This window comes from Haloarchaeobius sp. FL176 (assembly GCF_024609245.1).
GTDB lineage: Archaea > Halobacteriota > Halobacteria > Halobacteriales > Natrialbaceae > Haloarchaeobius.
Map to the genome: position 1 here is coordinate 113,109 of NZ_JANJYH010000006.1, position 26,097 is coordinate 139,205.

The 26,097-nt window shown below is 68.4% G+C and carries 27 protein-coding genes and 1 tRNA gene; 20 read left to right on the top strand and 8 right to left on the bottom strand.

Going from position 1 to position 26,097, the window contains the following annotated elements:
• Nucleotides 1-116 precede the first annotated feature (116 nt).
• From NO978_RS13205 to rpsB, 8 genes are all read left to right on the top strand, one after another.
• Nucleotides 117-201 (top strand) — tRNA-Leu (locus tag NO978_RS13205).
• On the top strand, nucleotides 190-585 hold the full coding sequence (locus NO978_RS13210) for a 50S ribosomal protein L18e (protein WP_368407881.1): 396 nt from the start codon (nucleotides 190-192) through the stop codon (nucleotides 583-585). Before NO978_RS13205 ends, NO978_RS13210 begins: the two co-directional genes overlap by 12 nt.
• Nucleotides 582-1,019, top strand: a complete 438-nt coding sequence (locus tag NO978_RS13215) for a 50S ribosomal protein L13 (protein WP_257300059.1) — start codon at nucleotides 582-584, stop codon at nucleotides 1,017-1,019. Before NO978_RS13210 ends, NO978_RS13215 begins: the two co-directional genes overlap by 4 nt.
• On the top strand, nucleotides 1,013-1,408 hold the full coding sequence (locus tag NO978_RS13220) for a 30S ribosomal protein S9 (RefSeq protein WP_257300060.1): 396 nt from the start codon (nucleotides 1,013-1,015) through the stop codon (nucleotides 1,406-1,408). Before NO978_RS13215 ends, NO978_RS13220 begins: the two co-directional genes overlap by 7 nt.
• 12 nt (nucleotides 1,409-1,420) lie before the next feature.
• Nucleotides 1,421-1,615 carry a DNA-directed RNA polymerase subunit N gene (locus NO978_RS13225; protein WP_089731721.1) on the top strand — a complete coding sequence of 65 codons (195 nt, stop codon included), beginning with the start codon at nucleotides 1,421-1,423 and terminating at the stop codon, nucleotides 1,613-1,615.
• Nucleotides 1,615-1,794 (top strand): DNA-directed RNA polymerase subunit K, encoded by a 180-nt coding sequence (locus NO978_RS13230; RefSeq protein WP_089731722.1) that lies wholly within the window; start codon nucleotides 1,615-1,617, stop codon nucleotides 1,792-1,794. Before NO978_RS13225 ends, NO978_RS13230 begins: the two co-directional genes overlap by 1 nt.
• Nucleotides 1,791-2,996 carry a phosphopyruvate hydratase gene (eno, locus tag NO978_RS13235; protein ID WP_257300061.1) on the top strand — a complete coding sequence of 402 codons (1,206 nt, stop codon included), beginning with the start codon at nucleotides 1,791-1,793 and terminating at the stop codon, nucleotides 2,994-2,996. The genes NO978_RS13230 and eno overlap by 4 nt, the downstream gene beginning before the upstream one ends.
• Nucleotides 2,993-3,772 carry a 30S ribosomal protein S2 gene (rpsB, locus tag NO978_RS13240; RefSeq protein ID WP_257300062.1) on the top strand — a complete coding sequence of 260 codons (780 nt, stop codon included), beginning with the start codon at nucleotides 2,993-2,995 and terminating at the stop codon, nucleotides 3,770-3,772. The genes eno and rpsB overlap by 4 nt, the downstream gene beginning before the upstream one ends.
• 48 nt (nucleotides 3,773-3,820) lie before the next feature.
• Here the strand turns inward: rpsB and NO978_RS13245 are convergent, their stop codons facing one another.
• The gene (locus NO978_RS13245) at nucleotides 3,821-5,500 is read right to left on the bottom strand and encodes a histidine kinase N-terminal 7TM domain-containing protein (protein WP_257300063.1); all 1,680 of its coding nucleotides are present in this window, start codon (nucleotides 5,498-5,500) and stop codon (nucleotides 3,821-3,823) included.
• Nucleotides 5,501-5,594: 94 nt separating this feature from the next.
• On the opposite strand from NO978_RS13245, the gene mvk reads away from it, so the two are divergent.
• Entirely contained in the window at nucleotides 5,595-6,581 is a 987-nt protein-coding gene (gene mvk / locus NO978_RS13250) for a mevalonate kinase (RefSeq protein ID WP_257300064.1), read from the top strand.
• Nucleotides 6,578-7,309: an isopentenyl phosphate kinase gene (locus NO978_RS13255; protein ID WP_257300065.1), complete on the top strand. Its 732-nt coding sequence runs from the start codon at nucleotides 6,578-6,580 to the stop codon at nucleotides 7,307-7,309. Before mvk ends, NO978_RS13255 begins: the two co-directional genes overlap by 4 nt.
• A gap of 24 nt (nucleotides 7,310-7,333) precedes the next feature.
• Here the strand turns inward: NO978_RS13255 and NO978_RS13260 are convergent, their stop codons facing one another.
• Entirely contained in the window at nucleotides 7,334-7,588 is a 255-nt protein-coding gene (locus NO978_RS13260) for a zinc finger AN1 domain-containing stress-associated protein (protein WP_257300066.1), read from the bottom strand.
• Nucleotides 7,589-7,929: 341 nt separating this feature from the next.
• On the opposite strand from NO978_RS13260, the gene NO978_RS13265 reads away from it, so the two are divergent.
• The 4 genes from NO978_RS13265 (at nucleotide 7,930) to NO978_RS13280 (ending at nucleotide 13,298) form a co-directional block, all read left to right on the top strand.
• A complete protein-coding gene (locus NO978_RS13265) occupies nucleotides 7,930-9,282 on the top strand; it encodes a ribonuclease J (RefSeq protein ID WP_257300067.1) in 1,353 nt (450 codons plus the stop codon).
• 4 nt (nucleotides 9,283-9,286) lie between these two features.
• Complete coding sequence (locus NO978_RS13270) at nucleotides 9,287-10,336, top strand: geranylfarnesyl diphosphate synthase (protein WP_257300068.1); 1,050 nt, start codon at nucleotides 9,287-9,289, stop codon at nucleotides 10,334-10,336.
• A gap of 93 nt (nucleotides 10,337-10,429) precedes the next feature.
• On the top strand, nucleotides 10,430-10,909 hold the full coding sequence (locus NO978_RS13275; RefSeq protein WP_257300069.1) for a hypothetical protein: 480 nt from the start codon (nucleotides 10,430-10,432) through the stop codon (nucleotides 10,907-10,909).
• A 670-nt stretch (nucleotides 10,910-11,579) separates the two neighbouring features.
• Entirely contained in the window at nucleotides 11,580-13,298 is a 1,719-nt protein-coding gene (locus NO978_RS13280; RefSeq protein ID WP_257300070.1) for a glutamate--tRNA ligase, read from the top strand.
• Nucleotides 13,299-13,328: 30 nt separating this feature from the next.
• On the opposite strand, the gene NO978_RS13285 is transcribed toward NO978_RS13280, so the two are convergent.
• Entirely contained in the window at nucleotides 13,329-13,832 is a 504-nt protein-coding gene (locus NO978_RS13285) for a DUF456 domain-containing protein (RefSeq protein WP_257300071.1), read from the bottom strand.
• Between the two features lie 167 nt (nucleotides 13,833-13,999).
• Between NO978_RS13285 and NO978_RS13290 the strand changes: the two genes are divergently transcribed.
• The 6 genes from NO978_RS13290 to NO978_RS13315 all read left to right on the top strand — a co-directional run bounded on the left by NO978_RS13290 (nucleotide 14,000) and on the right by NO978_RS13315 (nucleotide 19,694).
• On the top strand, nucleotides 14,000-14,329 hold the full coding sequence (locus tag NO978_RS13290; protein ID WP_257300123.1) for a ferredoxin family protein: 330 nt from the start codon (nucleotides 14,000-14,002) through the stop codon (nucleotides 14,327-14,329).
• Between the two features lie 6 nt (nucleotides 14,330-14,335).
• On the top strand, nucleotides 14,336-15,190 hold the full coding sequence (locus NO978_RS13295; RefSeq protein WP_257300072.1) for an electron transfer flavoprotein subunit beta/FixA family protein: 855 nt from the start codon (nucleotides 14,336-14,338) through the stop codon (nucleotides 15,188-15,190).
• Between the two features lie 2 nt (nucleotides 15,191-15,192).
• Nucleotides 15,193-16,869 carry an electron transfer flavoprotein subunit alpha/FixB family protein gene (locus tag NO978_RS13300; protein ID WP_257300073.1) on the top strand — a complete coding sequence of 559 codons (1,677 nt, stop codon included), beginning with the start codon at nucleotides 15,193-15,195 and terminating at the stop codon, nucleotides 16,867-16,869.
• Nucleotides 16,862-18,529: an FAD-dependent monooxygenase gene (locus tag NO978_RS13305; protein ID WP_257300074.1), complete on the top strand. Its 1,668-nt coding sequence runs from the start codon at nucleotides 16,862-16,864 to the stop codon at nucleotides 18,527-18,529. The genes NO978_RS13300 and NO978_RS13305 overlap by 8 nt, the downstream gene beginning before the upstream one ends.
• Nucleotides 18,530-18,532: 3 nt before the next feature.
• On the top strand, nucleotides 18,533-18,883 hold the full coding sequence (locus NO978_RS13310; protein ID WP_257300075.1) for a hypothetical protein: 351 nt from the start codon (nucleotides 18,533-18,535) through the stop codon (nucleotides 18,881-18,883).
• Nucleotides 18,884-18,959: 76 nt separating this feature from the next.
• Complete coding sequence (locus tag NO978_RS13315; protein WP_257300077.1) at nucleotides 18,960-19,694, top strand: GNAT family N-acetyltransferase; 735 nt, start codon at nucleotides 18,960-18,962, stop codon at nucleotides 19,692-19,694.
• Nucleotides 19,695-19,707: 13 nt separating this feature from the next.
• Here the strand turns inward: NO978_RS13315 and NO978_RS13320 are convergent, their stop codons facing one another.
• The 5 genes from NO978_RS13320 to tmcA are packed head-to-tail and all read right to left on the bottom strand — an operon-like array spanning nucleotide 19,708 to nucleotide 25,894.
• Complete coding sequence (locus tag NO978_RS13320; RefSeq protein ID WP_257300078.1) at nucleotides 19,708-20,268, bottom strand: NUDIX domain-containing protein; 561 nt, start codon at nucleotides 20,266-20,268, stop codon at nucleotides 19,708-19,710.
• Entirely contained in the window at nucleotides 20,265-20,426 is a 162-nt protein-coding gene (locus tag NO978_RS13325) for a hypothetical protein (RefSeq protein ID WP_257300079.1), read from the bottom strand. Before NO978_RS13325 ends, NO978_RS13320 begins: the two co-directional genes overlap by 4 nt.
• 43 nt (nucleotides 20,427-20,469) lie before the next feature.
• A complete protein-coding gene (locus NO978_RS13330) occupies nucleotides 20,470-22,584 on the bottom strand; it encodes a cache domain-containing protein (RefSeq protein ID WP_257300080.1) in 2,115 nt (704 codons plus the stop codon).
• Nucleotides 22,581-23,540 (bottom strand): glycine betaine ABC transporter substrate-binding protein, encoded by a 960-nt coding sequence (locus NO978_RS13335; protein WP_257300081.1) that lies wholly within the window; start codon nucleotides 23,538-23,540, stop codon nucleotides 22,581-22,583. Before NO978_RS13335 ends, NO978_RS13330 begins: the two co-directional genes overlap by 4 nt.
• Nucleotides 23,541-23,584: 44 nt before the next feature.
• Nucleotides 23,585-25,894 (bottom strand): tRNA(Met) cytidine acetyltransferase TmcA, encoded by a 2,310-nt coding sequence (gene tmcA / locus NO978_RS13340; RefSeq protein WP_257300082.1) that lies wholly within the window; start codon nucleotides 25,892-25,894, stop codon nucleotides 23,585-23,587.
• Nucleotides 25,895-26,097: the final 203 nt, after the last annotated feature.

Here is a 26,097-nt window from a genome sequence, read left to right on the forward strand (position 1 = left end):
CGAGACCACCTGGTCTCGCACGCGGAGCGACGACGCTCCCGTCCCCGACTCGCGGCCGGCAATCGAAAGTGGTTTGAAGGGGGGCACAGAAGGGATGTGTACCCGCAAGGGTGCGAGCAGGGATAGCCAAGTCTGGCCAACGGCGCAGCGTTCAGGGCGCTGTCCCATAGGGGTCCGCAGGTTCAAATCCTGCTCCCTGCATCCACTTCTACCGAAACTAGCAGGAGGAAAGTCATGAGTAAGACAAACCCACGGCTCAGCAGTCTCATCGCCGAGCTGAAGTCGGTGTCCAGAGAAACGGACGCTGACGTCTGGAGCGACGTAGCAACCCGACTCGAGAAACCCCGCCGCACGCACGCGGAGGTCAATCTCGGTCGGATCGAGCGATACGCACAGGAAGACGAGACGGTCATCGTCCCGGGCAAGGTGCTCGGTTCGGGTGCCCTCTCGAAGTCGGTCACGGTCGCGGCGGTCGACTTCTCGTCGTCCGCGGAGACCAAGATCGACCAGGTCGGCGAATCGCTCGAACTGGAACAGGCAATCGAACAGAACCCCGAAGGCTCGAACGTCCGGGTGATCCGATGAGTCTCGCAGAGTTCGACGCAGACGTCATCGTGGACGCCAGCGACTGTATCCTCGGTCGCGTCGCGTCTCTGGTCGCAGAGCGCGCACTCGACGGCGAGACCATCGCGGTCGTCAACGCCGAGGAGGCGATCATCACGGGTTCGGAGGACGACATCATGTCGACCTACCGGAAGCGTGTCGACGTCGGGTCCGACAGTGGCCCGTACTACCCGAAGCGCCCGGACCGCATCTTCAAGCGGTCCATCCGCGGCATGATGCCGTACAAGACGACGGCAGGCCGCGAGGCATTCGAGGGCGTCCGCGTCTACGTCGGCAACCCGTACGACGACGACGGCGAGGTGCTCGACGGCACGTCGCTGGATCGACTCTCGAACATCAAGTTCGTCCAGCTGGGTGAGGTCTCGGCTGAACTGGGTGCTAACGTCACATGGTAACGAACACATCAGGCAAGAAGAAGACGGCCATCGCCCGCGCGACCGTCAAAGAAGGCGAGGGTCGCGTCCGAATCAACTCCAAGCCGGTCGAGCTCGTCGAACCCGAGATCTCCCGGCTCAAGATGCTGGAGCCGTTCCGCATCGTCGACGACGTCCGCGACGACGTGGACGTCGACATCGAGGTCTCCGGTGGCGGCATCAGCGGCCAGGCCGACGCGGTGCGCACCGCGATCGCCCGTGGCCTCGTCCAGCACTCCGGCGACGCCGAACTCCGCGACGCGTACATGGAGTTCGACCGCTCGCTGCTGGTCAACGACGTCCGCCAGTCCGAACCCAAGAAGTGGGGCGGCCCCGGCGCTCGGGCCCGCTACCAGAAGTCCTACCGCTAAGGTGATCAGTCCATGATGGTACCAGTCCGGTGTTTCACGTGCGGCAACGTCGTCGGCGAGCACTGGGAGGAGTTCAAAGCACGGACCCGAGAGGGTGACGAGGACCCCGAAGAGGTGCTCGACGAGCTCGGCGTCGACCGTTACTGCTGTCGCCGGATGCTCGTCTCGCACAAGGACCTCGTCGACATCGTGAGCCCCTACCAGTAATGCCCCGACAACGATACAACCGGTACGAGAAGGCACGCATCCTCGGCGCGCGAGCGCTGCAGGTGTCCTACGGTGCGCCGGTCCTCATCGAGACGGACCAGACGGAGCCGATCCTCGTCGCTGCCGAGGAGTACGACGCGAACGCGCTCCCGTTCACGGTCAAACGAGGGAAGGAATGACGCTCGTCAGCGACGTCCGACTCCGTCGTGTGCTCGACTCCCGTGGGAATCCCACGGTCGAGGCCGACGTGCTCACCGAGAGCGGTGGCTTCGGTCGTGCGGCCGCACCCTCGGGTGCGAGCACGGGCGAGTACGAGGCGGTCGAACTCCCACCGGGCGAGGCCATCGCGAACGCACGCGAGGACGCGATCCCGCGTCTCGTCGGCCAGGTGTACGCCGGGAACCAGCGCGAGGTCGACGCCGCACTCCACGCGGCGGACGGCACCGAAGACTTCTCCGGCATCGGCGCCAACAGCGCGGTCGCCATCTCGATGGCGGCGGCGAAGGCCGGTGCGGACGTCCTCGGCGCGCCGCTGTTCCAGCACCTCGGCGGTGCGTTCCGCGGCGGGAACTTCCCGGTTCCGCTGGGCAACGTGGTCGGTGGTGGCGAACACGCCGCCGACGCGACCCACATCCAAGAGTTCCTCGCCGCGCCGGTCGGCGCGCCGAACGTCGCGGACGCGGTGTTCGCGAACGCGGCCGTCCACGAGGCCGTCGCTGACCTGCTCGACGAGCGTGACGTCCCCTGCGGCAAGGGTGACGAGGGTGCCTGGGCGCCGTCTATCGACGACGCCGAGGCGTTCGAGATCGTCGAGGAGGCGGTGGAGCGCGTCGAGGACGAGGTCGGCTTCGAGGTCGGCTTCGGCCTCGACGTGGCCGCCGCGGAGCTGTACGACGCCGACGAGGAGGTCTACCGGTACGGCGACGAGACGCGGACCACGCAGGAGCAGATCGACTACGTCGCCGAACTCGTCGACGAGTACGACCTCGTCTACGTCGAGGACCCCCTCGACGAGGACGACTACGAGAGCTACGCGACGCTTACGGACCGCGTGGGCCACCGCACGCTCGTCTGTGGTGACGACCTGTTCGTCACCAACACGGAGCGGCTCTCGACCGGCATCGAGCTCGGCGCCGGCAACAGCATCCTCATCAAGCCGAACCAGATCGGGACGCTGACCGACGCGTTCGACGCGGTCGAGCTCGCGGTCCGGAACGGCTACGACCCGGTCATCTCCCATCGCTCGGGGGAGACCGAGGACACGACGATCGCACACCTCGCCGTCGCGACCGACGCACCGTTCATCAAGACGGGCGCGGTCGGTGGCGAGCGAACCGCCAAGCTGAACGAACTCATCCGAATCGCAGACGACGCACTATGACAGACCAGGAACCCGATCAGGAGGGGCTCGACGCGTCCGACTCCGACGTGGACCTCGACGCCGCCGACGAGGCGGTCGACGAGGAGCCAGTCGAGGACGCCGCGCCCGCCGAGGAACAGGACGCCGAGGCCGTCGAGGCCGAGGCCGAACCAGAGGAGGAGTCCGCGTTCGACGAGGACGTCATGGCCGACGACGAGGCCGACCTGCTCATCCCCGTCGAGGACTACCTCGGTGCCGGTGTCCACATCGGTACCCAGCAGAATACCAAGGACATGGAGCGGTTCATCCACCGTGTCCGGACCGACGGGCTGTACGTCCTCGACGTCGGGATGACCGACAGCCGCATCCGGACGGCTGCGGACTTCCTCTCGAACTACAATCCCGAGCAGATCCTCGTCACGTCCTCGCGCCAGTACGGTCGGTTCCCGGCCGAGAAGTTCGCCGACGCGGTCGGCGCACGCGCCCGGACGGGCCGCTTCATCCCCGGGACGCTGACGAACCCGAAGTACGACGGCTACATCGAGCCGGACGTGCTGGTCGTCACCGACCCCATCGGCGACGCCCAGGCCGTCAAGGAGGCGATTACGGTCGGCATCCCCGTCATCGCGATGTGTGACTCGAACAACCAGACGAGCAACGTCGACCTCGTCGTCCCGACGAACAACAAGGGGCGCAAGGCGCTGTCGGTCGTCTACTGGCTGCTGGCCAACGAGACGCTCGACCGCCGCGGTGCCGAGCCCACGTACTCCCTCGACGACTTCGAGAGCGGTATCTGAACTGGCTGACTTTTTCCGTTCTCCACCGGCACGGAGCGACGGCTGTTCTCACACGGTGGCCCCGGCGGCGACGAACGCGACGTCCCGGACCTCGAAGCGAGCCCCGTCGGTCTCGGAGTCGGTGACTGCGAGTGTCCAGCCGTGGGCGCGGACGACGGTATCGACGATGGCGAGTCCGAGTCCGGTGCCGTCGGTGCCCGAGTAGCCGGAGTCGACGATGGCCTCGCGCTCGGCGTCGGGGATGCCGGGGCCGTCGTCGGCGACGAAGAAGCCACTGCCGTCGTCGAGTTCGCCGACAGTGACGGTCACGGTCCGGCCGCCGTGCTCGACCGCGTTCCGGAACAGGTTCTCGAAGCTGCGCTGGAGCTGGCTGCCGTCGCCCTGAACCGTTCGGTCGAGCTCGCAGGCGAGCGTGGCGTCGGCCGTCTCGACCTGCGCCCAGGCGTTCGCGACGACGTCCGCGAGCGGGACGGGCTCCGGCTGTTCGACGGCGTCACCGTCGCGGGCGAGCGCGAGCACGTCGTCGACGATACGGGCCATGCGGTCGTGGCTGGTCTCGACCTCCTCAAGGTAGGCTGTGGGCTCCTGTCCGTCGACGTGTTCGTCGAGCAGGTCGACGTAGCCCTCGGCGACGTTCAGTGGGTTCCGGAGGTCGTGGCTGACGACGCTAGCGAACTGGTCGAGGCGCTCGTTCTGGCGTTCGAGCTCGCGTTCGTGCCGGATGCGTTCGGTGACGTCCTGGAGGAGGAACACCTCGCCGGCGTGCTCGCCGAGAGTGGTGCGTTCGACCTCCAGGTACCGTTCGCCGGTCGGGGCGTCGATGTGGACGGGGGCGGCCGCACGCGCCGTCGAGTCGGTGACGACGGCACGCAGTGGGGGGTGTGTAGCGAGTACATCCGAGGCCGGGTTGCCGACGGCGGACTCGTCGAGGTCGAGCAGCGACGCGGCGACCGTGTTGACGTCGACCACCCTCCCGCGGCCGTTCACGACGAGCACGCCCTCGGAGAGGGTCTCGAGGACCCGTGCCCTGGCGACGGGTGGGACCTCGACGAGGTCGTACCAGAAGAGGCCGACCCAGAGCAAGACCACGCTGACGGTGAACGTGGGTTCGGTGACGTTCATCGGTGGCGCGACGATACCGTCGACGATGGTCCCGGCCCACGGGAGCCCGAGCGCTACGAGGATGGCGATCGACTGCCCCCTGTAGAGGTCCCGGGCACGGAAGCAGAGCTGCAACAGCAGCGCGGTGGTGAGCGCGAGCAGGATCGACATGTACGCGAGGTGCACGAGGTACGTCGAGGCGTATTCGACGGCCAGGAGCTGACCGGTCTCCGGGTGGAGCCGGAGGGACCTGAAGATGAGGTCGTGGCGCTCGGAGGTGAAGACGAGCGTGAGGGTGAGCAGCGGCTCCGCGGAGAGCAGTGCGACGAGTCGCGGCGTCACGAGATGTCCGCGACCGGTGTACACCAGCGCGAACAGCAGGAGGCCGATGCCGGCGGCCCCAGACCCGAGAAACGTGAACTTCAGCCAGAGTATCGACGTGGCACGGGTGGTGGCGAGCACCGACAGGGACTGGAACCCCGTCCAGAGAGCGATTCCACAGAGCGAGAGTGCGAACCAGCGACCGCCACGACCGTCGTCGCGCCGCCAGACCAGCACAGCAAGGCTGGTTGCGACGATAGTCGAGAACAGCATCGAAGCGACGTAGAGGCGGAGAAACGGTTGCACGTACCTGACATGTAGAATGGTTGCTAGACTTAGGAGTGTTCTGGCTCCCGCGGAATCGACAACACTCATACGAGTGGCGGGGGAGAGAGTCGGTATGGTCACGGCAAGCGCCCCAGGGAAAGTGTACCTGTTCGGGGAGCACGCGGTCGTCTACGGCGAGCCGGCGGTCCCGTGTGCAGTCGAGCGGCGGGCGACCGTCACGGTCGAGGAGCGTACCGACGGGAGACTCCGTGTCGACGCCCGAGACCTCGAGATAGAGGGGTTCACCGTCGAGTACGGCGCGGCGACGGACGAGCTCGGCGTGGAGGTCCCGACCGAGCTGCTCGAGGCGGCGACGGAGTACGTCGACGGTGCGGTCGAGCAGGCCAGGGACGCCTGCGACGTGCCGGACGCGGGCTTCGATGTCACCGTCGAGAGCGAGATCCCGCTCGGCGCGGGGCTCGGCTCCTCGGCGGCGGTCGTCGTCGCGACCATCGCGGCGACCGCGGCGGAGCTCGGCGTCGAGCTGGACCCGCGCGAGATCGCGGACCGCGCCTACCAGGTCGAAGCCGACGTGCAGGATGGGCAGGCGTCGCGGGCGGATACGTTCTGTTCCGCCATGGGTGGTGCGGTCCGCGTCGAGGGTGACGACTGCCGGACGCTCGACGCGCCCGACCTCCCGTTCGTCATCGGATTCGACGGCGGGTCCGGCAACACCGGCGAGCTGGTCGCGGGGGTCCGCGACCTGCGGGAGCGCTACGACTTCGCGGCGGACACGGTCACTGCTATCGGCGACATCGTCCGCCGTGGCGAGGCCGTCCTGACCGAGGCCGACCCCTCGCTCGACGAACTCGGACGGCTGATGGACTTCGACCACGGGTTGCTGGAGGCGCTGGGCGTCTCCTCGCGTTCGCTCGACGAGATGGTGTGGACCGCCCGCGAAGCAGGTGCGTATGGCGCGAAGCTGACGGGCGCGGGGGGTGGGGGCTGCATCGTCGCGCTCGACGACTCGGCGGCGACGGAGACGGCGCTCTCGTACTCGCAGTCCTGCGAAGTGGCGTTCCGTGCCGAGCTCGCCCGCGACGGGGTGGTCGTCTCGTGACGACCGTCCTCAAGCTCGGGGGCTCGGTCATCACAGACAAGGACCGGGCCGAGACCGTCGACGGCGAGGCACTCGACCGGGCGGCGGACGCGGTCGCGCGTGCGAGCGACGACCTCGTAGTGGTCCACGGTGGCGGCAGCTTCGGTCACCACAACGCCGAGGCCCACGGCGTGAGCACGACTGCTGGGACCCACGAAATCGAGGGTCTGACCGAGATTCATTCGGCGATGAAGGCGCTGAACGGGCTCGTGCTGCGGCGGCTCCACGACCGTGACGTGCCGGCGGTGCCGGTGCATCCGTTCTCGGCCGCGAGCCGGGACTCCGGCGGCGAACTCACCCTGCCGGCCGAGCAGGTCGCGACGCTCCGGGCCGAAGGGTTCGTCCCGGTGCTCCACGGTGACGTCATCGCCCATCGTGGCGAGGGTGTGACGGTGCTATCGGGGGACGAGATAGTCACGTCGCTCGCACGGAGCCTCGACGCGGACAGAGTGGGCCTCTGCTCGACGGTCCCCGGCGTCCTCGACACGGACGGCGAGGTGATTCCCAGAATCGAGCGGTTCGACGACGCCGCCGATGCGCTCGGCGGGGCCGAGTCGACGGACGTCTCCGGCGGGATGGCCGGGAAGGTGCGGACGCTGCTGGACCTGCCCACGCCGGCGAGCGTGTTCGGGCTTGACGACCTGTCCGCGTTCCTCGACGGCGAGGCGCCGGGGACGACGGTCGGGTGAACCGCGGCCGCGAGGAGCGGGCCGCTACCGCCGAAGACGGCGGAGTGGTGCCAGCACTGCGTGGAAGGCTCGGGCGATGACGCCGCTCTCCTGTCTGTCCTGCTCCTCGGTCCGACCGATGAAGGCCGAGTCCTCGTCGGCCCTGTCCGAGACACGTGCCAGCCCCCGACACTCGTGTCGCTCGGGGAGGCGATGGCGGGCACAGTGGGTCTCGCCGCACTCGTTGCAGGAGTACGGAAACCCCTCGACGGACCGCCCACAGAACGAGCACGACGCCATACCTCGGGTACGACACAGTGAAAGTTAAACCTGTGGAACGTTCACACGGGCCGGTCCGGGGAGTCGTGCCTCAGCCTCAGCAGCGAACTCTCATCGTACAGTCCCATTCGTATCCGGTGGTCGCCGCCGCGTAACCCACGTGCTTTTAACCTCGGACCGAGAATGGTCGGTTAACAGACCCCGCGGGTAAGTGTGGTCGCGACGCTGCCGGCGAATCCAGCAGCGCTCGCGCCCACATAGCGGGATGTGCGCCGACGCGCTGTAAGACGCCGGGGCGTAGCGTTCCGTTCTCCGGGGGAGTTTGCATATACCGAGACGCGGCATTTCGGTGCTACACAACCATGGAAATCGAAATCGCAACCATTGGCGGATACGAGGAAGTCGGCCGGCAGATGACTGCCGTCCGAGCCGGTGACGACGTCGTCGTCTTCGACATGGGTCTGAACCTCTCGCAGGTTCTCATCCACGACAACGTCGAGACCGAGAAGATGCACAGCCTGGACCTCATCGACATGGGGGCCATTCCGGACGACCGGATCATGAGCGAACTCGAGGGCGACGTGAAGGCCATCGTGCCGACGCACGGCCACCTCGACCACATCGGGGCCATCTCGAAGCTGGCCCACCGCTACGACGCGCCCGTCGTGGCCACACCCTTCACGATCGAGCTCGTCAAACAGCAGGTCGAGAGCGAGCAGAAGTTCGGGGTCGAGAACGACCTCGTGAAGATGGACGCCGGCGAGACGATGACCATCGGCGACTCCGGGCAGGTCGAGCTCGAGTTCGTCAACGTCACGCACTCCATCATCGACGCCATCAACCCGGTCCTGCACACGCCCGAGGGCGCGGTCGTCTACGGCCTCGACAAGCGCATGGACCACACGCCGGTCATCGGTGACCCCATCGACATGAAGCGGTTCCGCGAGATCGGCCGCGAGGGCGAGGGCGTCCTCTGTTACATCGAGGACTGTACCAACGCGAACAAGAAGGGTCGCACGCCCAGCGAGTCCGTCGCGCGACGGCACCTCAAGGACGTGATGTACTCGATGGAGGACTACTCGGGCGGCATCGTCGCCACCACGTTCTCCAGCCACATCGCCCGCGTGAAGTCCCTCGTCGAGTTCGCGCGCGACATCGGCCGCCAGCCGGTGCTGCTCGGGCGCTCGATGGAGAAGTACTCCGGCACCGCCGAGCGACTCGGCTTCGTCGACTTCCCGGGCGACCTCGGGATGTTCGGCCACCGGAAGTCCGTCGACCGCACGTTCAAGCGGGTCATGAAGGAGGGGAAGGGCAACTTCCTGCCCATCGTCACGGGCCACCAGGGCGAGCCGCGCGCGATGCTCACCCGGATGGGTCGCGGCGAGACTCCCTACGAGTTAGAGGACGGCGACAAGGTCATCTTCTCGGCACGGGTCATCCCGGAGCCGACGAACGAGGGCCAGCGCTACCAGTCCGAGCGCCTGCTCGGGATGCAGGGCGCACGCATCTACGACGACATCCACGTCTCCGGCCACCTGAACCAGGAGGGCCACTACGAGATGCTGCAGGCGCTCCAGCCCCAGAACATCATCCCGGCCCACCAGGACATGAGCGGCTTCAGCAGCTACGTCAACCTCTGCGAGAGCGAGGGCTACAAGATGGGCCGCGACCTCCACGTCACCCGTAACGGTAACCTCATCCAGCTGACCGAGTGACAGCATGACGGACCCGCAGACGCGAGAACAGGCGGTGCTCGACGCGGTGGGCCAGCGACGCGAGCTCGTCAACGAGGCCATCACCGAGGAGCTGCCCATCAAGTCGCCCGAGCGGCTCTACGAGGCGTCTCGCTACTTGCTGGACGCGGGTGGGAAGCGGCTCCGTCCCACGGTGCTGCTCGTCGTCGGCGAGGCGCTGACCGACGTGGAGCCGATGTCGGCGGACTACCGCGAGTTCCGGTCCCTGACCGACGAGTCGGTGGACCTCATGGCCGCCGCCGTCAGCGTCGAGGTCATCCAGTCGTTCACACTCATCCACGACGACATCATGGACGACGACGACCTCCGGCGGGGCGTGCCGGCGGTCCACAAGGAGTACGACCTCGAAACGGCGATTCTCGCGGGCGACACGCTGTACTCGAAGGCGTTCGAGATAATGGTCGAGACGGCCGCCCCGCCGGAGCGGGTCGTCGCAGCTACCGACACGCTGGCGTCGACCTGCACGAAGATATGCGAGGGCCAGAGCCTCGACGTCTCCTTCGAGACCCGCCGGGATGTGGACCCGGACGAGTACCTCGAGATGATCGAGCAGAAGACGGCGGTGCTGTACGCGGCCTCGGCCGCCATCGCCGGCGAACTGCTCTCGGCGGACGAGGAAGTCGTCGACGCGCTGTACGGCTACGGTCTCGACGTCGGGCGGGCGTTCCAGATACAGGACGACGTGCTCGACCTCACCGTGCCCTCGGACAAGCTCGGCAAGCAGCGCGGCTCTGACCTCGTCGAGAACAAGCAGACGCTCATCACGGTCCACGCCCGCGAGCAGGGCGTCGACGTCGGCGGTCTGGTCGACACCGACAGCGTCGAGGCGGTCACCGAACCCGAGATCGACGACGCGGTGGCGACGCTCGAGGAGGCAGGCAGTATCGAGTACGCCAACCAGACCGCACGAGACCTCGTCGAGCGCGGCAAGTCACGGCTCGAAGTCCTTCCGGACAACGATGCTCGCGACCTGCTGTGCGACATCGCTGACTACCTGATAGAGCGCGGCTACTAGCTTCTCGCGGGCGACTCAGTTCCTGAGTCGAGCGCCGTATCGCGGGGCGAAACCCTCCGCGGTTTTAGTGGGTCTCCCTCGCAACCAGTAGATATGCCACAGGACAGCATCACGACGCGGCGGAGCGTCCTCGCGGGTGGGGCTGCGGCCCTGGCGGGACTCGCCGGGTGCCTCGGCGGCAACCAGGTACAGAAGTCGGAACCGGACCAGGACGGCGAGGGCACCCTCGGCGAACTGCGCTGGATTCTCGAGGAGACACACGGTATGTCGGTGACGAGCATGACGTACAGCGACGAAGTCGTCGACCTCGAGTACGAGTCCCAGGCGTCGGACAGCGCAGAGTCCCGCGATGAGATCGGTCAGGTCATCTCCTCGTACGGGCTCATCATCGAGAGCGACGGCCCCTCGGCCCGGCTCGAGGCGAGCATCGCCGACCGGTTCGAGAGCCAGGCCGAGGAGTACCACGTCGAGGCGACGTGGGTCGAGCAGTGGCGTGCGGGCGAGATGTCCGACGCCCTCGTCGCCCAGCGCGTGTTCAACACGCGCCGTTTCCCCGAATCCGCGACCGAGTGAGAGGACCCGACGACGCAGACTGTGTCCGTGGCTGTGCCGGCTTCCCGACCGGCACTCCGAATCTAGGTGGTCGACCGACGCGCTGTCGGTCACTACGTGCGAACGACGGTGCGGTTGCGGTACGGAGGCAACGACTGCGGTGCGTGCGACGACGACTGCGGTACGATAGTGGCGCTTTGCAGTCCTGTCGGTGACAACTGCGGTGCGACCGGTGAATCCGGTACGGTGAGTGGCTCCGCGGTGGATGGAGTACGCGGGGTCTGCTGTCTTCTCGAACCGTCGTTGGCGGCTCTCTGAACAGTTCGATAGCTCCTGATGGGTCTCTCCCGGGTGACTTACCTATGGTCGACACAGCTAGAAAACTTCGAGGCTCTCGTCCGTTTCAGTGCTCTCCCCGCACAGGCACGGGACCGCCCTCGACCCTTCCCAGCCTCCTGCATCCGCCGGAAATCAGCGAGCTCCGGTGTCTCGGAAACCGGAGGGTCCCGACGAGTCCGCAGAGTCCTCGATTCTGCGAGATGCTCACGAAACGCTCGCGTTTCGTGACCGATGTTCGCTGGCGCTGTGTTTCTCGTCCCTCGCGCGGCCGGTTGCATGGGGGCTGTCGCCCAACGAGCGGGGCCGTCGAACATCACGACTGTTTTGACGGTTCCGGCTGTACGCCACGCCAATGGACGATTCGCTACGCGAGCAGGTCGAGCGAGAGGCCGAGAAGCACGCCCTGTTCAACGCCATCAAACACGAGAGCGACGCCGCCGTCGGCGCGGTGATGGGCCCACTGATGGGCGAGAACCCGGCCTTCCGCGAGCACGGCGACGAGGTGCCCGGCGTGGTCGGGGGCGTCTGCGGCCGCGTCAACCAGATGGACCACGCCGAGAAGCGCGAGCGGCTGGGCGAGCTCGCGCCGGAGCTGCTGGAGGAGCTCGACAGCGAGGACGAGGGCGAGCAGCACACGCTGCCGGACCTGGACAACGCCGAGGAGTACGACCAGGTCCGGATGCGCTGTGCACCGAACCCGAACGGGCCGTGGCACGTCGGCCACGCGCGGATGCCCGCCGTCATCGGGACGTACAAGGAGCGCTACGACGGCTGGTTCTGCGTCCGCTTCGACGACACGGACCCCGAAACGAAGCGCCCGGACCTCGACGCCTACGACGACATCCTCGAGGATATCGAGTACCTCGGCTTCGAGCCCGACGAAGTGCTGAAGGCCAGCGACCGGATGGAGACGTACTACGAGCACGCCCGGGAGCTCATCGAGATGGGCGGGGCGTACACCTGCTCGTGCCCGCAGGGCGAGTTCTCCGATATGAAGAACAGCGGCGAGGCCTGTCCGCACCGTGAGAAGGACGCCGAGACCACCATGGCGGAGTTCGAGGACATGGTCGCCGGCGAGTACAGCTCCGGCGAGATGGTGCTCCGCGTGAAGACCGACATCGAGCACAAGAACCCCGCGCTCCGTGACTGGGTCGCGTTCCGGATGATCGACACCCCCCACCCGCGGGAGGAGGCGGAAGGGTACCGTTGCTGGCCGATGCTCGACTTCCAGTCCGGCATCGACGACCACCTCGTCGGCATCACGCACATCATCCGCGGCATCGACCTGCAGGACTCCGCGAAGCGCCAGCGGTTCGTCTACGACTACTTCGACTGGGAGTACCCCGAAGTCGTCCACTGGGGCCACGTCCAGGTCGAGGCGTACGACGTGAAGATGTCCACCTCGACGCTCAAGGAGCTCGTCGACGCCGGCGAGCTGGACGGCTGGGACGACCCGCGCGCGCCGATCATCAAGAGCCTCCGCCGGCGGGGCATCCGCGGCGAGGCCATCGTCGAGTCGATGATCGAACTCGGCACGTCGACCTCGAACGTCGACCTCGCGATGTCGTCGGTCTACTCGAAGAACCGCGATCTGATCGACGGCGGTGCGGACCGACAGTTCCTCGTGCGTGACGGCACCGAACTCGGTATCGTCGGCGGCGCGCCGGAGGCGGGCGAGCCGCCGGTTCACCCCGACCACGAGGACCGCGGAACCCGCGAGATTCCGGTCGGCGCGGCCGTGCTACTCGAGCCGGCGGACCTGCCCGAGCGCGAGGAGCGCGTCTGGCTGAAGGGGCTGGGCTGTTTCAGGTTCACCCGTGACGCGCTCCAGTACACCGGCGACGACATCTCGGCGGTCCGCGAGGAGGGCGTCGACGTGGTGCACTGGGTGCCCGCGGACGACAACGAGCCCGTCGAGCTCTGGACGATGGACGGCGTCGTCGAGGGGCACGCAGAGCCCGGCTTCCGCGACCAGCCGGTCGACACGATGGTGCAGTTCGAGCGCGTGGGCTTCGCCCGCGTCGACGCCCACGACGACGACGGCTCCGTAGCGTACTTCGCCCACGAGTAGCTGCCGAGTCGAGGACGCCGCCGCTCTTTCTCACCAGACGAAGACGAACAGGGCGAACCCGAGCAGCATCGACAGCGTCAGGAGCGCCTGTACGACCGCGCTCGCGAGGATGCCGAGGCTGGTCGTCGCGGCGGCCCGGGCCGCGTGCCGGCGGTCCTCCGTCTCAACGTACTCGAGGGCGAAGACGGTGCCGACGACGCCGACGATGATACCCAGTGGCCCGGTGACGAACAGCAGCGCGAGGCCGACCGCGCTCGCCAGCAGCGTCGTGCGCCAGGACGCACCGCCGACGCGCGCGGAGACGGCGTCGGCGAGCAGGTCTGCCGCGACGGCGAACAGCCCGACTGCGACGAGGCCGACCGCGACGAACGCGCCGAGTCCGTCGCCCCAGAGCCAGAAGATGAGCACGCCTGCGACCGAGAGCAGGGGTCCGGGCATCGATGGGACGAGGCTGCCGACGATGCCGGCGACGAGGAAGACGAGGGCGACGACGAGGACGGGGTCGACGCCACCGGGGAGGGTACTGAACGCCATGTCACCCGATAGTTTCGTCGCCATCAAGGATGTTGTGCCGGCGAGGAGCGTGCTGGTGCACTCCGAGCAGGTCTCGTGGCGGCCAGCGGCGACTGCCGACCGCGCCGCCCTCCCGACGTTCACGAACGTAAATTTAAGACCCGGGCAGCCTTCGTCCCTAGGTGACAATGCCCATTGACCCGAACTTCGAGGAGAACCGAGAGCTCGCCGACGAGCACAACGGCCACGACGTCTGGGGGCCGGTAGAGGAGCCCGACACGCTCGGCATCCACGGCACCCACGTCGCGGTCGACTTCGATATCTGCCTCGCCGACGGCGCGTGTCTGGAGGACTGCCCGGTGGACGTGTTCGAGTGGTTGGACACGCCAGGCCACCCGGAATCGGAGATCAAGGCCGACCCGGCGAACGAGGCCCAGTGTATCGACTGTATGCTCTGTGTCGACGTCTGTCCGGTCGACGCCATCGACGTGGACGCAGGACGGCAGGGGCGTGCATAGGAACCGATGGAGATAGCAGTACTCACGAAGGGGGTTCCCGACTTCCGGGAGGGCCAGGTGTCCTTCGACGAGGACGGCCACCTCGAGCGCGGGAAGACCCCGACGGTCATGAACCCGAACGACAAGTTCGCGTTGCGAGCAGCCCTGCAGACGAAGGTACGACACGGTGGGAACGTCACGCTCTGTAGCATGGGCCCGCCCGGCTACGAGAACATCCTCGAGGAGGGGATGCGCGACGTGTACGCCGACGACCTCGTGCTGGTGTCCGACCGGGAGTTCGCCGCCGCGGACACCTGGGCGACCGCCATCACGCTGACGACCGCGCTCGAACACATGGACAAAGAGCCCGACGTGGTGTTTGCGGGCTTCAAGACGGCCGACGGCGAGACTGGCCACACCGGCCCGCAGACGTGCTGGGGGCTGGACCGGCCGGTCCTCACGCACGTCATCTCGCTCGACATCGAGCCCGAGAACGACGTGGTGCGCGCGAAGCGCCTCGTCGAGGGCGACGTCGACGAGATAGAGACAGTGGAGGCACCGCTGCCGTGTTTCGTCGTCACCGACCCCGAGTTCGAGCCGACGTACCGCCGCGCGGAGCACCGCCTCGAACTGAAGGACCTGCGCGAGCAGACGAAGCGACGCGCCGAGAACTACGATGACCACCTCACGATGTGGAACCACGAGGAGCTGAATCTCGACCCGGACTTCGTCGGACTGGACGGCTCGCCGACCATCGTCTCGTCGGTGGACCCCATCCCGAAGGCACCGTCGGAGCGCGAGGCGACGATGGTGACACCCGACGACGAGGAGGGGATGGAACAGGTGTTAGAGGAGATGACGCCGTTCGCGGGGGGTGACTGACAGTGCCACCACTCGACCCCGGCGAGTACAGCATCGCCGAGCTCGGCCCCGAGCTGAAGGACGTCGAGGACGTCGACGAGCTGGAGGCCATCCTCGAAGCCGAGAAGGAGGGCGAGGACCGCACCGGCGCGGTGACGCTCATCGAGAGCCGCATCGAGAAGTTCAGCGAGGACGGCGAGGATGGCGACACCGGCGACCTCGACCCGGGCGACATGAGCGTCGCCGACATCGGCAACGCCGTCAGGGACATAGAGGAGGTCGAGGACCTCGAAGCCCTGCTCGAAGCCGAGGAGGGGGCCGAGGACAGGGACAGCGCGAAACGGCTCATCCAGAAGCGCATCGACGACCTCAGCGAGAGCGAAGACGACGGCGAGGAGGAGGAAGTCGAGGCCGAGAGTCCCGATGAGCGCCACCCCGAACTGGACCACCCGACCAACGACAAGCGCCACGTCCGGGCCATCGACGACGGCACCTACGAGGACATGTGGGTGTACTGCGAGACCCAGCAGGGCGACATGCTGGACGTCTCCCGCGAGATGCTCGGGAAGGCCCGCGAGCTGATCGACCAGTACAACGAGGACTACGGCGAGGCGGAGCAGGTCGTCGCCGTGCTCGTCGGCGACGACGTCGAGAAGCACACCGAGGAGTGCATCGAGCTCGGGGCGGACGTCGTCGTCACGGCCGAGGACGACCGGCTCGGGCGCTTCCGGCACAAGCCGTACACGCGCATCTTCTGTGACATGGCGCGCTGGGGCGGCGACCCCGGCGAGGGCAACCCCGACCCGGCGGAGTGGCGCGACTACGACGAGCCACGCTACGTGCTGTTCCCGGCGACGAACAACGGCCGTGACCTCTCCGCGCTCGTGCAGGCGGAGCTCGACTCCGGCCTCGCCTCGGACTGTTCCGGGCTGTACATCGAGGACGCGGAGATCTCGAACCCGGTCAAGACCGGCGAGCCGGGCACGACGAAGACGTTCGAGCGCATCCTGCACATGAAGCGCCCGGACTTCTCCGGCTTCGAGTACTCGACCATCCTCTGCATCGACAACCCGCACCGGGACTTCCACCCGCAGGGCGGCTCTGTCATTCCGGGGAGCTTCGAGGTACCCGACCCGGACCCCGACCGCGAGGGCGAGGTCGTCGAGTGGGACGGCGACATCGACGACGGCTGGTTCCGTGTCGAGGTCACCGACCACGACGTGCTCGACGAGGGCGTCGACCTCACCGGCAACGAGGTCGTCGTCGCGATGGGTCGTGGCATCGGCGACAACCCGACGAAGGGGATGGAGCTCGGCATCGAGCTCGCCGACTGCTTCGAGGAGGCCGACGTGGGCGTCACCCGTGGCATCGTCACTGGGTCGTACCAGTTCGACGCGAACGTCGAGCAGTACACCCACGAGGAGCGCCAGATCGGCGAGACGGGCCAGGTCATCGCGCCAGACCTCTACATCGCCGCTGGCATCTCCGGCGCGGTCCAGCACAAGGTCGGCATGGACGACTCGGACGTCATCGTCGCCATCAACACCGACCCGGACGCCCGCATCAGGGACTTCTCCGACTACTTCATCGAGGGCGACCTGTTCGAGGTGCTCCCGGGACTCATCGACGCAGTCGAGAGCGGCGACGTGAGCGAGGCGCTTGCGGCGGTTGCGGCACCCGGAGGTGGTGGCGATGACTGACCGCGAGCGCTACGAGGCGGTCGTCGTCGGCGCCGGCCCCGGTGGCGCGGCAGCCGCGGCCCGGCTCGCCGACCACGGCGTCGAGACGCTCGTGCTCGAACGTGGCGTCGACGCCGGTGCAAAGAACGTCTCCGGCGGGCTCATCTACGCGGAGCAGTCCGCCCCGTACACCGTCGACGACCTGTTCCCCGGCTTCCGCGAGGAGGCGAGCGAGCGCCCCATCACGGACTACAAGATGGACAACATCGCGGGGAACCGCGTGAAGACGTACGACCTGACGCCGCTGCACGAGAACGATACGCTCTGGTGCGACTCCGTACTGCGCCGGAAGATGGACTCGTGGATGGCCGAACGGGTCCACGAGAAGTGCCGCGAGAGCGGCGGCGGCCTGCTGACCGACGTGCGCGTCAACGGGCTGCTCCGGGAAGACGGCGAGATCGTCGGCGTCACCTGCGACGAGCTGGACGACATCGAGGCGGACGTGGTCATCGCGGCCGACGGCGTCAACTCCGAGCTCGCCCGCGAGGCCGGCCTGATGGACTGGGACGACCCCGAGGAGTGGTTCCAGGGGGTCAAGGCCGTCGTCGACGTGCCCGACGGCTTCGTCCAGGAGACCTTCGGCGTCGACGAGGACGAGGGCGTGGCCCGGCTGTTCTCGGGTGACCTGTTCCAGGACGCCCGGGGCGGCGGGTTCATGTACACGAACCAGGACACGCTCTCCATCGGGACCGTGTTCCACCTCGACAGCATCGTCGAGGAGCGCGCCGAGAGCCACGAGCTCCTGAACGCGCTGCTGACTCACCCGCACCTCTCGAACTGGCTGCCGGACGAGTACGACGAGATAGAGTACTCCGCGAAGCTGGTGCCCGACTCGAAGAAGGTGGCTCTGAAGGAGCCCCACCGCGACCGCCTGCTGCTCGTCGGCGACGCCGCCGGCCAGATGCAGGCCCAGGGGCCCATCATCAAGGGCATGAACCACGCCGTGACGGCCGGCGCGCTCGCGGCGGACGCGTACGTGACCGCACGCGGCCGCTCGGGCGAGACCGCCGGCCAGCGTTACGCCACCCTGCTCGACCGGGAGGGCGTGATGGACAAGCTCCGGCCGAAGAGCTACGACTGGACGAGCGGCATCAGCGAACATCCCGCGACGGCGAACGTCATGGAGACGGTCGCCAAATCGCCGGTCGGCCGCGCGGTGCTGCGGACCGGCGCCGCGGAGTCGCTGGTCGAGCGGGCGTTCAACTCGCCGCGCCTGCTGTCGATGCTGCCGGACATCAAGCCGGCATACGTGACTGTGCCCTCCCTCATCGGGGCGGAGCAGGGCGCGCCGGTCAGTGGCGAGAGCACCGTCGAGCCGCCGACGCTGGAGGAACGCATCGGCGACCTGAGCTACAACACCGACATCGGCAACCCTCACATCGAGGTGCGCGACAACTCCTGGGCCGCCAGCGGCACGGCGGTCACGGCCTGCCCGGTCAGCGCGGAGGACTTCGGCGGCGGCTGCTACCGCTCGGAGACCGTCGGCACGAACGGCAGCGAGGAGCGCGTCGTGAGCCTCGACACCCAGCCCTGCGTCGAGTGTGGCACCTGCGCGGTCGTCGCCGACACCGAGTGGGAGCACCCACGTGGCGGCAAGGGTGTGGAGTACGAGCAGGGCTGAGCCATGTCGGTCGCCGCGCGTATCGACGAACTCGAACGGGCGGTCGCCCGCGAGCGTGACGGGTTCCAGCAGCCAGCCGACCCCGACGCGCGGGCGACCGAGTACGTCCGCGAGGGCGTCGGTCCGGCGGTCGTGCTGTTCGCCGACTGTCGGACCGGCGGCCCCGAGCTGCCGTCGGCCGAGCGCGAGCGACTCGAGGCGGTGTTCAACGAGTGGCTCGAGCTGTACGCGCTGTGCTACGGCGTCGAGATGGACTGCTCGTTCGCCATCCGGACCGGAGCCGAGGTGCTCGTCGATACCCACAGCGCCCGGGACGTGGCACAGCTGCTGACGACGGTGCCCGACCGTCGGTGAGCGCCGGGGTCCAGCTCCCAGATGTGTGGAATCTTCCCAAACAATCATTACGGCCCCATGCGTGGTAACAACCATCATGAAACTCACTGACAAGCTGAGCTTCGACCACGACGACAGGGAGCGCATCTACGAGTACGTCGAGAGCCACGGCACGGTCGAACGCGACTCGCTCCACCGGGCGTTGAATCTGGACCCGCGAGCCGTCCGACACCACGTCGCCATCCTGAAGCGCGACGGCTACCTCACCGACCTGGACGGCGAGCTGAAGGTCGCGTTCGAGGACGAGACCGCCGCCGAGGAGCACAGTTCGGAGGACGTCGACTTCGTCATCCGACAGGCCCGGCAGGAGGACCTCGCCGGCCTCGTCGGTGCCATCCGGGCCGTCGCCAGCAGCGGCGACTACATCGTCGCCGAGTCGGTCGCCGACGTGCTGGACCACGAGGAGGTACTGCTCAGGCACAACGAGCTGGAGTCACGCATGTTCTTCGTCGCAACCGTCGGCGACGACGTCGTCGGCTGGGTTCACATCCGTGCCCCGGAGCTGCAGAAGCTGTCCCACACCGCCGAGCTGACGGTCGGCGTGCTGGAGGAGTACCGCCGGCACGACATCGGCTCGCACCTGCTCGAGCGCGGCGTCGGGTGGGCCGCCTCGAACGAGTACGAGAAGATCTACAACTCCGTCCCGGCGACGAACGAGGCGGCCGTCTCGTTCCTGGAACGGCACGGCTGGGAGACGGAGGCGGTCCGCGAGAACCACTACAAGATCGACGACGACTACGTCGACGAAGTGATGCTGGCGACGACGGTCTGAGCCGGCGTCACACTCACTCTCCGTACTCCTCCATCGCCCCGAGCAACTGCTCCAGGCCGGTCGCGCCGAGCGTTCGGGTCTCGGGGTCGCCCGTCTCGGGGTGGGCGTCCAGCTCTATCCGCGTCCAGAACCGCGCGTCCGCGGCGTCGTCGCCGGGGTCGACGGTGCCGGTGACCGCCGACCGTGGCGCGACGAAGTTCACGAACAGCTGTGCGTTGCCGTCCGAGAACGCGATACGGCCGGTTCCCATGAGTTCCAGATCGTCGGGGTCGACACGCAGGCTCGTCTCCTCGTGGAGTTCGCGGGCGGCGGCCGCGGGCAGCGTCTCGCCCGGTTCCACGAAGCCACCCGGTGTCGCCAAGACGCCGACGTCGGCCCCGCGACCGCGTTCGATGAGCAGGACCGAGTCGCCGTCGACGACAGTCGCCCGCGCCGAGACCAGCTGCTCCTCGAAGAACGTCGCGTCACAGCCCGGACAGTACGGCGTCACGACACCGTCGACGTCGCGCTCGTCGACGCCGTCACCGCAGTAGGGGCAGTACGTCGGCGGCTCGGTTCCCACGACGTACGTCACGGCCACTCCTCCTCCTTGCCGTCGAGTGGGAGGGCGACGACGCCGTCCTGCTGGCCGAGGACGCGGGCGTGAGCGGGACACACCGCCCGGTTCTCGTCCCATGGGATGTCCAGTTCGACCGCGGCCTCCCGGTCGCAGTCGGGTTCCGAACACTGCATGCGCGAGCCAACGCGGGGCCGACGTACAAAGCTGTCCCCGACGCTACGCGCCGTGGACGGAGCCGGCCGCGTCCTCCGGCCGCGGGCGCTCGGCGCGCTCGTAGCGGAGTTCGACGCAGGTCCCGCCGAGGTCGCTGTCGGCGAAGGCGAGCTCGCCACCACCGAGCGTGACCGTCCAGTACGCGAGCCAGAGGCTCAGTCCACTGGCGTGTTCGAGCGGCGACTCGGAGCCGGATTCGAGCGCCCGGCGCTCCGCGGTCGAGAGCGACTTTCCGTCGTCGTCCACGCGGATGACAACCTGGTCGGCCGTGGCCTCGACCGAGACGACGACGGAGAGCTCGTCCTTCTCCGAGTTCCGCTCGACGGCGTCCCCGACCAGCTCGCTGACGGCGTTGGAGAGGTCCGGGGTCGCCCGTGCCCAGACCCCGTCGGGGAACGCCGTCGTGAGTGAGAGCTGCGGTATGGACTCGTTCGTGGGCTCGACGGCGTCCGCGAGGAGCTCGTCGACGAGAACCGGCTTCGTCTTCGTCTCGACGACCGCCTGTGTCCTGCGGGCCTTCTCGCTCAGATGCAGGATGCGTCGGGCCTCGGCGGCGACGATGCGTGCGGCCTCTGCGTCCGTCTCGTCGTCCGTGCGCTCTGCGATAGCCTCCGCGTGCCCGAGGATGACGTTGAGCCGGTTGCGGATGTCGTGTCTGAGGATGCGGTTGAGAACCTCGATGCGCTGGCGTCGCGTGCGTCGCTCGGTGATGTCGTGTGCCACGACGAGCACCTGTTCGACTTCCTCGCCGACGGGGTTGAACCGGACGTCGTATGTCCGTCCCCGTGCTTCCGCTGTGGTCTCGACTGCCTCGCCGGCGAGAGCGGTACGACAGCTCTCCAGCAGCTCCGGCCGGTCCTCGAGCAGCTCGAACACAGTGCGGCCGACAGCCTCGTCCTCGAACAGGTCGTCCGCCCGTCGGCCCTCCTCGACGGTGACCACGCCGTCCGCGTCGAACGCGAGCAGCGTCGTCGGGACGTTGTTAACGATGGTCCTGAGCTGTCGTTCGGCCTCACGCGTCGCGTCGAGCCGGGCGACGAGCTCGTCGCGCATCTCTCCGAGCGAGCGGCCGAGGGTACCGAACTCGTCGGTCCGCTCGACCGTCGTGTCGGTGTCGTAGTCGCCGCCGGCGATCGACTCGGCAGCGGTGGCGAGCCGTCTCACCGTCCGCCCGGTCTGCCAGCCGAAGAACCCGACGACGAGGACCGACGCGAGGACGGCGACCACGACGACGCCGACGACGCCCCGGCGTACCTGGTCGACGACCGCGTAGGCGCTGTCGGTCGGGGCGTGCTTGACGAGCACCCAGTCGGTCCCGGCGACGGGTGCGTACGCTCGAACGTAGTCGTCGGACATCTCGTCCTCCCGACGGAACGAGTCGTCGAAGCCGGTCTTGCCGGCGGTCCCCTGCGCCACGACCGCCGACGTGGCGGTTCCGTTCTCGAGGTATGGCGCGCCCGTGGCTCGCTCGTCGTCCGAGAACTGGACGACGCCGCCGGAGTCCACGACGGTCGTGACCCCGTCCCCGTACGGGTTCTGGAACAGCTCGCTCACCGCGTCGGTCGCGACGACCACGACCAGGACGCGGCCGACGGTCTCCGGAACCGGCGAGGCGAACGCGACCACCCGACGGCCGTCGCGCTCGTAGGGGTCCGTCACAGTGGTTGCGTCGTACCGGCTGAAGAAGCCGAGTTCGGACACCGGCGGGGGCCTGACGGTCGAGTTGCCGCCGCTGGCGAACACGGCGCCGCCGCTGCTCTCGACCACGTAGATGCCGACGATCTCGGTCGACACGTCGTCGTTGGAGATGTCGTCGAGGTACCCAGCTGCCTCCGATGGATCGTCGCTGGCGAGCGCGGGGTGTTCGGAGACGATTCGGGCGAACTGGTGGTTCGTGTCCAGCCACCGGGCGAGGTTCTCCGACTCCACGACCGTCTGTGAGACCATCGTGTTCTCGACGCCCGACTCGACCACGCCACCGGTCGTGCCGACGGTCAGCCAGCCGACGCCGGCGAACACGCAGACGACGAGACCGAGCGTGATCGCGAGCTGTACGGAGTACGAGCCGCGGAGTCTACCGAGGAGCCCGTCGCCGTCGCCGTCGTCGTCGTGCGTCATCCACTCCCGGACTGCCGCAGATACTCCTGTGCAACGGTGCGAGGGGCGTCACCGTCGAACACTATACGTGCCGCCAGCCGGCGAACGGTCTCGACGGTGTCGATGCTCCTCGTGGCTGCGTCGAGACTCTCCAGGATGGCCGTGGCGTCGGCGTGTTCACTCCGGACGAGCGCGACGGGTTCGTAGAAGCTGAAGAAGCCGCGGTCGTCCTCGAGCTGGGTGAACGTCCAGCGTTCGAGTTGCGGGTTCGTCGCATAGCCGACGGCGACGTCGAAGAGTCCGGCCCGCAGGTGGTCGTAGACGAGGAGGGGGTCGACCTCGGTCGTGGCCGGCCTGATGGAGGCCCGTCTGGCTGCATCGAGGCCGTAGTGGCGTAACAGCGCGTTCCAGCCGTCGGGACGGGTCCGGAAGTCGGGCCCGAAGGCGACGCTCGTGCTGTCGGGCTGCTCCCGGAGCCGGTCGAGCAGGCCGCCGATGGTTTCGACGCCGGTCCGTTCGGCCCAGTCTGGCCGGGCCAACAGGACGTACCGGTTGTCGAGTGGCGCAGGCTCCTGGAGACGGATGTCGGTCTCGGACGCCACCGCCGCCGCGGCCGCCTCGTACAGCGCCGTCGCGCTATCGAACTCCTGACTCGGCGCGATGTCGACGAAGTTGCGGAGGGTACCGGTGTACTCCCAGTAGCAGTCTATCTCGCCCCGGCGGAGCGCGCGCCAGTTCTCGCCGAACTGGCCCATTCCGAGCCGGTGGACCGGCTGGACGTCGGTCCGGGACTGGAGCGACTCGAACCCGAGCCAGGCGAACAGCTGGTTCTCGGCGAACAGCTTCGACCCCAGCCGTAGTTCGCGGCCTCGCCCGGGGCTGTCGTCGGTGTCACTGCTCAGACAGCCTGCGAGCACTCCAGAGGCCCCACCACTGGCCATCGAGAGGATGTCGCGCCGGCCCATCCGCCGCGTCATACGTTGTCAATGAGACACGACCGTGTAAATGTACCGGGGGTTTCTCAGGCGTGTCGGTCGCGCTCCTCGTCCGCCACGTCGCCGCCGTAGGCGTCACAGAGCGGAACGAGCGCGTCGCCGAGCGCGCGCATGCATTGGCCCGGAGAGTGGAAGCCGCAGTCGTCGGCGACGGTCGACCAGTCCCGTGCCTGGAGCGCACGCTCCACCAGGACGCGCTCCTGGCGGTCGGTCAGGCCGACGTCCTGGTCGGGGGCGACGAGGTGTTTGACAACCAGCTCGCGGAAGGGGGTCGGGTCCACGTCGAACAGGCCGGTGCCGTAAGCTGCACCCGCGACCGTCCGCCACTCGTGCTCGGTCAGGGCGAGGTCGAGGGTACCGTCGCAGGCCGCCAGCGCGGCGCGCACCTCGTCCGGGTCGGCGTCGTCGAGCGCGTCGGTGAGCTGGCCGCCGGCGCGGCGGGCGAACCAGTCGCCGTGGCGGGACGCGAGGGCCGCCCCAGCGTCGGAGCAGGGGTCGAGCATGACGACCGAGTACTGGCCGCTCACGTCGTTCCGGGTGGTGGAGTAGTGTACGGCGGCGTAGTCGTTGCGCGCCCAGAACCGGACGAGGCGGGCGGTCGCGCCGTAGGCGACGCCGAGCCAGTCCACGTCGTCGGCGAACTCGGCGCGGACCTCGTCGAGCAGGTGCGAGCCCAGCCCGGACGAGCGGACGGCGTGGTGCGTGGCGATGCGGACGACCCGGTAGCCGACCGGGGCAGCGGCGGCCTCGTCGCGCACCTGGCTCACCAGCACGTCCGGGATCATGTTCCCCCGGATGCGGTCGCCCTCGTACATCCCGGCCGCCGTCTCGGCGTCGAGGTCGCCCTCGCGGGCGAGCAGGGCCACGCTGACGACGTGGCCCCCGTGGGTCAGCGCGCGCACCGTCAGGTTCGGCGCGTCGAGCAGCCGTGCGAGGTCGTCCGGTTCGGTGCGGTAGTGGGCGAGCACCAGCAGGCCGAACGTCTCCCGCAGGAGCGTCGGGTCTGCGAGTAGGTCGTCGCCGTCGATGCGCTCGTAGCTGACCGAGTCGGGAGTCGCGTCGGTGACGAGCTGTTCGACCGGCGGGCGCGCGTCCAGCCCGAGCGCGTCGAACGACCAGACCTCGACCGGGTCGCCCGCCGCGTACCGGATCGGCGCTGCGAGCCGGCACTCCCGGATGTCGTGGTCGCTCTCGTCGAGGTGCTCGCGGAAGCGCACGGAGAAGCCACGACCCGCTCCCTCGTAGCCGTGAACCGTGGAGGCGTAGGCGACGCGGTCCGCGTCGAGCGTCGCGTCGAGCAGCCGCACCGAGAGCGCGGCCGCCTCGTCCACGACGAGCAGGTCCGGCTCGGCGGCCGACTCGGCGGCGACGCGCGGCGGTTCGTACCGGACAGCGCCCCCGCTCGCCGCGGCGAGATGCCCGTCCTCGTCGGGGTGGTCGCCCGCTGCGTCGAGCGTGGCGAGCAGTTCGCGGGCGCGGTCGAACACCTCTGCGGCGTTCCGGCGGTTCGGTGCGGTGACGAGCACGTCCAGCCCGTCCGCGGCCGCTGCGCCGGCGGCCAGGCCCGCCGCACTGGACTTGCCGCGCCCGCGGTCGGACTCGACGACGAGGGCGCACCGGTCGCTGCCGCCGTCGGTCCCCGCAGCGGTCGCGCGGTCCCCCGCGAGGAACTCGAAGTCGTGGACGGCCTCGACCTGGTCGGCTGTCAGGCACGCCTCGTACGTCTCGTCGGGGAACCTGTGCTCGACCGGGGTGGTGAGCCCGTCGTCTGGCTCGCGGCTGTCGACCAGCCGCGGCGCCGGGTTCGTCAGGCCATCGTCCACGACTCGCGTGCCGTCCGTCGCGCCGTCCGCGCCGACCGCGACGATACCGATGCCCGGGTGTGCGCGCAGGCGCTCGACGAACCGTCGGCGGAACCGCCCCGACACGTCTTCGACGCCGAACGGGGGTACGGCGAGCCCCTCGTCGAAGCCGTCGCGCCGGTCCGGCCAGTCGTCGAGAGCCGGAGCGAGCAGCACGAGCAGGCCGCCGCCGTCGACCGCGCCGACGACCTGCCCGAGCGCGTTCGGGCGGAGCGTGTTGTGGGCGTCGTAGACGACCGCCGAGAGGGTCGTGCCGAGCAGCGACGATGCGCGGCTCGGCTCGACCTGTTGGCACGCGAGGGCGTCCCGGTCGCTCACGAGGGCGGTGTCGGAGAGGCCGACCGTGACCGCGTCGAGCACGGCGTCGGCGGTTCGATAGCAGTCCGCGCGCGAGCCGGTCAGCACGAGCAGGCGGCGCTCGTTCGTCGCGTCGGCCTCGGCGAGCAGCGCACGCGCGACCTCGACTGCGTCCATACAGCCGCGTGGGACCCCGAAGAACAGGGGCGTTTCGGTCCCGCGACGGCCCGACGTCTCGGCCGACCGAACTGTGGGCTGGTTTCTCACGCGCCCGGCGCTTTGGACACCCTTATAAGGCGGGCCGGGCTACGGTTGTATTACACCCTACGCGGGGTTGATGATGCTCCTAGCCCCACAGGATTCCGACCGTCGGACCCAGC